The following is an 8,585-nucleotide window of genomic DNA, read 5'->3' as shown; positions in this document are numbered from 1 at the left end:
GGTGACCGTGCTCACCACACCGTTCAGCGCGCCAGTCGGATTGTTGCCGCCAAGGGCGCCCGTCACCGTGTTGACGACACCGCTCAACGCGCCGGTCGGATTGCTGCCGCCCAGCGCACCGGTGACCGAGTTCACCGTGCCCTGCACCGTGCCGACGGCACCGTTCAGCCCGTTGCTCGCCAGATCGAGCACCGCTTGATCCAGCGCGCCGTGCGCCGCGACGATCGTGTTGACTGTATTGGTTGCGGTGTTCACGACACCGTTCAGAGCGCCAGTCGGGTTATTGCCGCCCAATGCGCCCGTGACCGTACTCACCACACCGTTCAGCGCTCCGCCGGGATTCGCGCCGCCCAGCGCGCCGGTCACCGAGTTGACCGCGCCTTGCGCCGTCGTCACGACGCCGTTCAATGCGCTCGTCGGACCATTGCCACCGAGGGCGCCCGTAACCGTACCGACCACGCCATTCAATGCACCCGCCGGATCGTTACCGCCCAACGCGCCCGTCACCGTGCTGACCACGCCGTTCAGCGCACCGGTCGGATTGTTCGCGCCACCCAGCGCACCCGTGACCGTACCCACCACACCGTTCAATGCGCCCGTCGGATCGTTACCGCCCAGCGCACCCGTCACCGTGCTGACCACACCGTTCAGTGCACCGGTCGGATTGTTCGCGCCGCCAAGGGCGCCGGTAACCGTACCGACCACACCGTTCAATGCACCCGTCGGATTGTTCGCACCGCCAAGTGCCCCCGTGACCGTGCCGACCACGCCATTCAACGCGCCCGTCGGATCGTTGCCGCCCAACGCACCCGTCACCGTGCCCACCACACCGTTCAGTGCACCGGTCGGATTGTTCGCACCGCCCAGCGCACCCGTCACCGTACCAACCACGCCATTCAACGCACCCGTCGGATCGCTTCCGCCGAGCGCGCCCGTCGCCGTCCCGATCGCGCCGCTCAACGCCCCGCTCGCCGTATTGAGTGCACCCGTCAGCGCGCCAGCCGGATTGTTCGCACCACCCAGTGCGCCCGTGACGGCACCGACGGCACCGCCCACTGCACCGCTCACCGCGCCACCAACCGCGCCGCCCGCATTGCCGCCGCCGAGCGCGCCGACCACCTGCCCGACCGCGCCCTGCACCTGCCCGAGCGGATCGACCGTGCCGCCGCCTGCGCCGCCGAGCAGACCGGTCACGGTATGCGCGACACCGTTCAGCACGCTGCCCGGATTGCCGATCGACGTGCTGATCGAGCCGGACCCGGATGCGGTCACGTTAACCGAGCCCAGCGGCGTCGTGCCCGTCGCCGTGAGGCTCGCCGATACGCCTTGCGACGGCGGATTGACGATCACCTGCGGAATCGAGAGTCCATCCAGCGGACCGGCCGCGGCAATCGCCGACCCCGAAGCCAGCACCCCGAACGCGGCCGCTACGGCCAGCGCCCCACCCGTCAATTTAAAGTTATTTCCCATCGTGACCTCATCTCGGTTGGCACTTCATTGATAAAGCACGGGGACAGATTGCACGAAGTGTGCCATCGCGAAACTCACGCGGAATTTCGCGATTTATTGCAATGCAATAACCGAGAAAAGCCCGATTCCATTAAGAAGCAATGAAATACGACGGGTCAATCTTCATACAAGATAACGGCGTCGCGAGGAAACGTAACGTAACGTTTGCGAGCCCTCAGGTAACGTGTTCCGGTACATCGGCGAACGATCGTTTCCACAGCGTCACGCACGCCGAATCGGATCGCTATAGATATTCCTTTTCACGAATATGAAAATGCACGGATAAATCGCGAATTTACTGGTTTTATGATTTCGCGATATCTTTCCGACGCCTTACGCAGTTCATCCGCGAATCGTCGTTTCAACTCGATTCGGATAGCAAAACGAAAAATTGTTAACGCAGCGATTTTGCGTCGATTCATCTGCGTCAATTGTTAACGGCAAATGCGCACGCATGCGCGCGTCACCCCAAACTCAATCGAATCGCTCGGCCCGATACGGCCGCGGATCGATGTAGGTCGGCGCGCCGGTCATCATTTCGGCGAGCAGACGCCCGGTCGCGGGCCCGAGCGTCAGCCCGTGATGGCAGTGGCCGAACGCAAACCACAGCCCGCGATGCCGCGGCGCCGGCCCGATCACCGGCCGCATGTCCGGCGTGCACGGCCGCAGCCCGAGCCACGGTTCGGCATCGAGCCGTTCGCCGAGACCGAAAGCGTCGCGCGCGAGCGGCTCCGCGCGGTCGAGCTGCACGCCGGTCGGCGGCGCATCGGGCAGCGCGATCTCGACACCGGTCGTCAGCCGCAGGCGGCCGCCGTCCATCGGCGCGACGACGAACCCCTGTTCGGTGTCGCACACGGGCACGCGCAGCGGCGCGCGCGTCGGCCGGTAATGCATGTGATAGCCGCGCTTCGCACGCAGCGGGATCCGGTAGCCGAGCGGTCCGAACACGCGCTCGGACCACGGCCCGAGCGCGACGACGACGGAGCGCGACGACATCGCCCCGTGCGCGGTGGCGACCTGCCAGCCGTCGCGTATCTGCGCGAGCGTCGCCGCGTCGCCGTGCACGAACGTGCCGCCGTCGCGCTCGAACAATCGCGCGTACGCCTTCGTGAGCCCGCCGGGGCTCGACACCGTCTTCGGATCCTGCCAGTGGAACGCGCCGCAGAACGCGTCGCCGATGCCGGGCTCGCGTTCGCGCAACGCGCGCGCATCGAGCACCGTCATCCGCAAGCCGTGCGCATGGGCGACGCGCTGCTGCGCGCGCGCTTCTTCATCGAACAGTGCGGGAGAGCGAAACGCCTCGATCCATCCGCCGTCGTGTACGAGCGGCTGCGCGTCGGTGCGCGCAAGCAGTACATCGTGCTCCACGACGCTCGCCGCGACGAGCGGCAGCATGTCGCGCGCGGCCGCCGCGAGGCGTTTCGGCGACGACTCGCGCCAGAACCGCGCGAGCCAGCCCGCATACGCGGGCAGCGCACGGTAGTCCCAGTAGAGATCGACCGAACGGTTGCGCGCATAGCGCAACAACGTGCCGAGCCGGCGCGGAAACGCATACGGCACGACCGACGAACGCTCGATGAGCCCCGCGTTGCCGTGGCTCGTTTCCTCGCCGGGATCGCGCCGGTCGACCAGCGCGACGCGCAGCCCGCGATCCTGCAGGTGCAGCGCCGACGACACGCCGACGATGCCGGCCCCCAGAACGATCACGTCGAAATCCATGCTTGCCCGTCCAGCGTAGAAGGTCGATGCGGCACGCGCCGGCACCGCGGCCGGCGCACGCTCGCGCTTACTTCGCGATGATGTCGCGCTTGAAGTACTTCTGCGACAGCGCGCTCAACGTGCCGTCCTTCTTCAGCGCATCGAGCGCGCCGACGACCTTCGCCTGCAGCGCCTTGTCGCCCTTGCGCAGCCCGAAGCCGGTGCCTTCGCCGAGCGTCGCCGGATCCTTGAGCGGCTCGCCGACGATCTGGTAGTCGCGGCCGGCCGGCTTGTCGAGGAAGCCCTCCTGCGCGGTCTGCGCTTCCTGCACAGCGGCGTCGAGCCGCCCGGCGACGAGATCCGCATAGATCTGGTCCTGATCCTGATACGACACGACGGACACGCCCGCATTGGCCCAGTGCGCCTTCAGAAAATCCTCCTGCGAGGAGCCCTGCAACACGCCGACGCGCTTGCCGCGCACGCTCGCGACCTCGGGCCGCAACGGCGAGCCGCGCTTCGCGATCATCACGATCGGCACCACGTAGATCGGCGGCGTGAAATCGATGCTCTGCTTGCGCTTCGCGGTGATGTTCATCGCCGAATTGATCACGTCGAACTTGCGCGCCTGCAGCGCGGGAATCAGGCCGTCGAACGCGTTCTCGACCCACACGCACTTCATGTTCAGCTTCGCGCACACGGCGTTGCCGATGTCGACGTCGAAGCCCTGCAACTGGCCGGCCGGCGTCTTGCTCTCGAACGGCGGATAGGCGGCTTCGATCCCGAAGCGCAACGTGGTCGGTTCCGCGTGGACGGTGACGGCCGCGCAGGCGAGCGCCGCGGCGGCGCAAAGGGAAAGCTTCCAGTTCATGACGGATCCTTCAGGTTCAGCGATGAAAGTCGGGCGCGCAACGCGACCGCGCAGGGCGACGAAGCGGCGACCGGTGCGGCGGCACCGCGTCTGCGGGCACGTTGCCGGGCACTCGAAATATAGACGTAAAGTCTACTATAGACTATAGGGGATACGATAATGCGCGGCCACTGCGCTGCGTATCGGACCTTGAATACGACCCTTATCTCTTTGATTCTTCGCCGCTATTCCAAGAGGCAACGATCCCGCAAGCGTAGAAAAAGAAACGCTCGCCACATCCACATTGTCTATATTAGACTTTTCGTCCACAACGAACCCCGCCGGACATCGCGTCGCGAGACTGTCCTGTCCGGCCCCGACCGGAGATGTCCGATGAACCCGACCGCCCCGACCCTGCCGCTGACCGTCGACGACGCGATGGTCCGCGCGGCGCTGCCGTCGCTCGACGTGCTCGGCACGCTGCGCCGCATGTTCGCGTCGCTCGCGTCCGCACGCGCGGTGCAGCCGCCGCAAACGCTCACGCTGTTCCCCGAACAGGCCGGCGACTTCATCACGTACCTCGGCGCACTCGCCGACGAACAGGTGTTCGGCGCGAAGCTGTCGCCGTACATCGTCGGCGGCGGACCGGACGGCAAACCGGTCGTCACCGCCTGGACCGCGCTGATGTCGATGCGCACGGGCCAGCCGTTGATGTGGTGCGACGCCGGACAGCTCACAGTCGAACGCACGGCCGGCACGACGGCGCTCGCGGTCGACTGCCTGGCGCCGCGCGATGCGCGCCGTCTCGCGATCGTCGGCGCCGGCGCGGTCGGCCTTGCGCATCTGCGGCATGCGGCCGCGCTGCGCGAGTGGGACACGATCTCGGTGTACTCGCCGACGCTCGCCGACGATCGCGCGCTGCAGGCCGCCGTCGCGCGCACCGATCCACGCGCACGGCCGGCATCCGACATCGCCGCGTGCGTGCGCGACGCCGATGTCGTGATGCTCTGCACGTCGTCGGGCACGCCGGTGCTCGGCGACGGAATGCTGACGCGGCCGGCGCTCGTCACGTCGATCAGCACCAACGTCGCGCAGGCGCACGAGATTCCGCCTGCATGGCTGCCCGACATGGACGTCTACTGCGACTACCGGCATACGACGCCGGCCAGTGCCGGCGAGATGCGGCTCGCGGCAGCCGAGCACGGCTGGACGCCGGAGCGCATCGTCGGCGATCTGCCCGCGCTCGTCGCGGGCACGTGCGCGGCGCCGTCGCGCACGCGTCACGCGTTCTTCCGATCGATCGGCCTCGGCCTCGAGGACATCGCGATCGCCTACGCGTTGTATACGCATCTGACGCGCGCATGAGCATCGTGCGCACGCGACGCCGATACAATGGCGCAACCGCGACAGCCGCACGCGGGCGCACGGGCACGACGACTGCCGGTGCGCCGGCCGATCGGCCGAACCCGCGGCCTGCGTCCCGCTCACCCGATATCGCGATTCCGATGCGCAAGAAGCCGTCCCCCGTCAAAGACCTGCTGCTCACCCGCTACGCGCCGATCGCGGACGGGATCGCAGCGCTGTTCTTCCCGTACGCGGAAGTGGTCATCCACGATCTGCACGACCAGACCGTGCTGTATCTGGCGAACAACCTGTCGAAGCGGGAGGTCGGCGACGATTCCGCGCTCGAGGAAATCGACCACTCGGCGCGCGAGCGCGTGATCGGTCCGTACGAGAAGCTGAACTGGGACGGCCGGCGCATGCGTTGCGTCAGCAACGTCCTCTTCGACGACGGCGGCCGGCCCGCCGGGATGATGTGCATCAACTTCAACATCGCGGTGTTCGACGAGGTGCGCACGACGCTCGATCTGTTCATCAAGGGCGCGGGCGTCGTCGCGCAGCCGGACGAACTGTTCCGCGACGATTGGCAGGAGCGCATCAACACGTTCCTGCACGGCTGGCTGCGCGAGCGGCAGATCGGGCTGAACGGCCTCACGCGCGAACACCGGCGCGAACTCGTCGAGGCGCTGCATGCGCAAGGCGCGTTTCGCGGCAAGAGCGCGGCGAACTACGTCGCGAACGTGCTCGGCATGGGGCGCGCGACCGTCTACAAGCATCTGAAACATCTGAAGGACACGCAGGGCCACGCATGAGCGCACGCGCGGCGGCGTCGCCGCGTGCATCGCGCGCTCGCGACGGCGCTCGCGCCTGCGCGCAAATGCTATAGTTTCAGTTACATTTTTTCGAATGCCTGTTGCCATGCCGATCGCTCCCGCTCCGACCGCCCGCCCGACGCTGACCGTCGAAATCTGGTCCGACCTGATCTGCCCGTGGTGCTGGATCGGCAAGCGCCGTTTCGACGAGGCGCTTGCCGCCTTCACGCATGCGGACCGCGTCGACGTCGCGCTGCGCGCGTACCGGCTGATGCCCGGCCAGCCCATCGAACCGGTCGAAGCGATGCTGGCCGGCAAATACCGGATGTCGGTGGCGCAGGTCGACCAGATGCTGCGCCAGGTGACGGACGCCGCCGCGAGCGTCGGCCTGCGCTACGACCTGCCCGGCACGCTGGTCGGCGACACGCTCGACGCGCACCGGCTCGTGAAGCTCGCGGAAGCGACCGGCCGCGCGCACGCGCTGACCGAGCGGCTGTACCGCGCGTACTTCTGCGAGCACGGCTCGCTGTTCGATCGCACGGCGCTCGCCGATTTCGCGGTCGAAGCCGGGCTCGAGCGCGCGGCGGTCGAAGCGGCGCTGCGCGGCGACGCGTACCGCGACGAAGTCGAAGCCGACGGCGCGCGCGCCGCGCAGATCGGCGGACGCGGCGTGCCGCTGTTCGTGTTCGGCGGCCGCTATGCGGTGTCGGGCGCGCAGCCGGCCGACGCGTTCGCGCAGGCGCTCGAGCAAGCGTGGCGCGACGGCGTCGTCGAACCGGGCGGCGATGCGGCAGCCGCATGCGGCCCGGACGGCTGTGCGCTGCCGCCGCGCGAATAAACATCCGGACCTTCGATCGCCGCGGCCCGCGATCGCATAACGGCACGTCCGTGCTGCATCCGCGCGCGTGCCGGCACGGCGCCGACGCGCACGCGCACGCGCGCACACGCCGTTCGGCGACTACGCAACGCTGCTGCCACAAACCGGCAGCAGACGCGTACGAATGCCGTCTACAATCCAGCCTTTCAAATCCCTATCGGAAGGCTGCGAGCCCATGACACACGGCATCCACGGCGAAAAGCGCTGGTACGCACTGATCGTCCTCTGCCTCGGCGTGCTGATGATCGTGCTCGACAGCACGATCGTGAACGTCGCGCTGCCGTCGATCGGCACCGATCTGCACTTCACCGAAACGGCGCTCGTCTGGGTCGTCAACGCCTATCTGCTGACGTTCGGCGGCTGCCTGCTGCTCGGCGGCCGGCTCGGCGACCTGTACGGACAGCGGCGCATGTTCCTCGCCGGCCTCGTCGTGTTCACGCTCGCCTCGCTCGCATGCGGGCTCGCGCAGTCGCAGACGATGCTGATCGCCGCGCGCGCCGTGCAGGGGCTCGGCGGCGCGGTCGTATCGGCCGTGTCGCTGTCGCTGATCATGAATCTGTTTACCGAGCCCGGCGAACGGGCGCGCGCGATGGGCGTGTACGGCTTCGTGTGCGCGGGCGGCGGCAGCATCGGCGTGCTGCTCGGCGGGCTGCTGACGAGCGCGCTGTCCTGGCACTGGATCTTCCTCGTGAATCTGCCGATCGGCATCGCCGTCTACGCGCTGTGCGCGGCACTGCTGCCGCGTACGCGCGTACCGGCCGGCGCCGGGCGGCTCGACGTCGCGGGCGCGATCACGGTCACGGCGTCGCTGATGCTCGCGGTCTACGGCATCGTCGGCGGCAACGAGGCCGGCTGGCTGTCGGCGCAGACCGTTGCGCTGATCGGCGCGGCCGTCGTGCTGCTTGCGCTGTTCGTCGCGATCGAGATGCGCGTCGCGCATCCGCTGATGCCGCTCACGCTGTTCGCCGCGCGCAACGTCGCGCTCGCGAAAGTCATCAGCGTGCTGTGGGCAGCCGCGATGTTCGCGTGGTTCTTCCTGTCCGCGCTGTACCTGCAGCGCGTGCTCGGCTACCGGCCGCTGCAGGTCGGCCTCGCGTTCCTGCCCGCGAACCTGATCATGGCCGCGTTCTCGCTCGGGCTGTCCGCGCGGATCGTCATGCGTTTCGGGATTCGCGGCCCGATCGCGGCCGGCCTGCTGATCGCCGCGTGCGGGCTCGCGCTGTTCGCGCGCGCGCCCGTCGACGGCGGGTTCGTCTGGCACGTGCTGCCCGGCATGACGCTGCTCGGTATCGGCGCCGGCATCGCGTTCAACCCGGTGCTGCTTGCCGCGATGAGCGACGTGGATCCGGCCGATTCGGGGCTCGCGTCGGGCATCGTGAACACCGCGTTCATGATGGGCGGCGCGCTCGGCCTCGCGGTGCTTGCGAGCGTCGCGGCGGCGCGCACCGACGCGCTGGCAGCCGCGCAGATCGCGCCGCTCGGCGCGCTGAACGGCGGCTAC

Annotated in this window: 7 protein-coding genes; 4 read left to right on the top strand and 3 right to left on the bottom strand. The window is 68.1% G+C overall.

What is annotated here, in order from left to right; translation table 11 throughout:
* The 3 genes from HMPREF3115_RS14820 to HMPREF3115_RS14810 all read right to left on the bottom strand — a co-directional run.
* A partial coding sequence (locus HMPREF3115_RS14820) for a beta strand repeat-containing protein (protein WP_371089411.1) occupies positions 1–1,470 on the bottom strand: 1,470 nt, incomplete at its 3' end.
* A 513-nt stretch (positions 1,471–1,983) separates the two neighbouring features.
* Positions 1,984–3,228 carry an NAD(P)/FAD-dependent oxidoreductase gene (locus tag HMPREF3115_RS14815; RefSeq protein ID WP_070554924.1) on the bottom strand — a complete coding sequence of 415 codons (1,245 nt, stop codon included), beginning with the start codon at positions 3,226–3,228 and terminating at the stop codon, positions 1,984–1,986.
* Positions 3,229–3,295: 67 nt separating this feature from the next.
* Positions 3,296–4,075, bottom strand: coding sequence for an ABC transporter substrate-binding protein (locus HMPREF3115_RS14810; RefSeq protein ID WP_006406365.1), 780 nt, complete (start codon positions 4,073–4,075; stop codon positions 3,296–3,298).
* A gap of 372 nt (positions 4,076–4,447) precedes the next feature.
* Between HMPREF3115_RS14810 and HMPREF3115_RS14805 the strand changes: the two genes are divergently transcribed.
* From HMPREF3115_RS14805 to HMPREF3115_RS14790, 4 genes are all read left to right on the top strand, one after another.
* Positions 4,448–5,419 carry an ornithine cyclodeaminase family protein gene (locus HMPREF3115_RS14805; RefSeq protein ID WP_006410761.1) on the top strand — a complete coding sequence of 324 codons (972 nt, stop codon included), beginning with the start codon at positions 4,448–4,450 and terminating at the stop codon, positions 5,417–5,419.
* Positions 5,416–6,207 (top strand): helix-turn-helix transcriptional regulator, encoded by a 792-nt coding sequence (locus HMPREF3115_RS14800; protein ID WP_070554922.1) that lies wholly within the window; start codon positions 5,416–5,418, stop codon positions 6,205–6,207. Before HMPREF3115_RS14805 ends, HMPREF3115_RS14800 begins: the two co-directional genes overlap by 4 nt.
* Positions 6,208–6,313: 106 nt before the next feature.
* The gene (locus tag HMPREF3115_RS14795; RefSeq protein ID WP_070554920.1) at positions 6,314–7,045 is read left to right on the top strand and encodes a DsbA family oxidoreductase; all 732 of its coding nucleotides are present in this window, start codon (positions 6,314–6,316) and stop codon (positions 7,043–7,045) included.
* A 214-nt stretch (positions 7,046–7,259) separates the two neighbouring features.
* The coding region (locus HMPREF3115_RS14790; RefSeq protein ID WP_070554918.1) for a DHA2 family efflux MFS transporter permease subunit at positions 7,260–8,585 on the top strand (1,326 nt) is incomplete at its 3' end.

The organism is Burkholderia sp. HMSC10F09 (genome assembly GCF_001806955.1).
GTDB classification, from domain to species: domain Bacteria; phylum Pseudomonadota; class Gammaproteobacteria; order Burkholderiales; family Burkholderiaceae; genus Burkholderia; species Burkholderia multivorans.
This window is presented reverse-complemented; position numbering and strand designations above follow the sequence as displayed.